This window comes from Paenibacillus sp. 05T425, from assembly GCF_056396205.1.
In genome coordinates, this window is the sequence record NZ_JBFTLA010000076.1 from 1 (window position 1) to 507 (window position 507).

A 507-nucleotide genomic window follows, 5' to 3' on the forward strand; every position below is an offset into this window, starting at 1 on the left:
CGACCATGTCATCGACCAGAATACAGGTACGCCCTTCGACATCACCGATGATATGCATCACTTCAGAGTGATTGGCTTTCTCACGGCGTTTGTCGATGATCCCGAGATCCACGCCCAGGGATTTGGCAACAGCCCGTGCACGCACGACGCCGCCAATGTCCGGGGACACGATCATCAGGTTTTCGAAGCGCTGRTCTTCAATGTCATCCACCAGTACCGGGGAGCCGTAGATGTTATCTACCGGAATATCGAAGAARCCCTGGATYTGGTCAGCATGCAGATCAACCGTGAGAACACGGTCGATGCCGACTACGGTAAGCATGTCAGCAACGACTTTCGCGCTGATAGCCACACGTGCGGAACGCGGACGGCGATCCTGACGGGCATAACCAAAGTAAGGAATAACAGCAGTGATACGAGTAGCCGAGGAGCGGCGGAAGGCATCAGCCATCACTACCAGTTCCATCAGGTTATCGTTGGTCGGAGCGCAAGTCGGCTGAATAATGA

1 protein-coding gene is annotated in these 507 nt (G+C 54.4%); it reads right to left on the reverse strand.

Annotation, left to right across the window (positions count from 1 at the left end; genetic code table 11):
- Positions 1-507, reverse strand: a 507-nt coding sequence (locus tag AC1DF0_RS32140) for a ribose-phosphate diphosphokinase (protein ID WP_477577623.1), incomplete at both ends; no start/stop codon positions are given.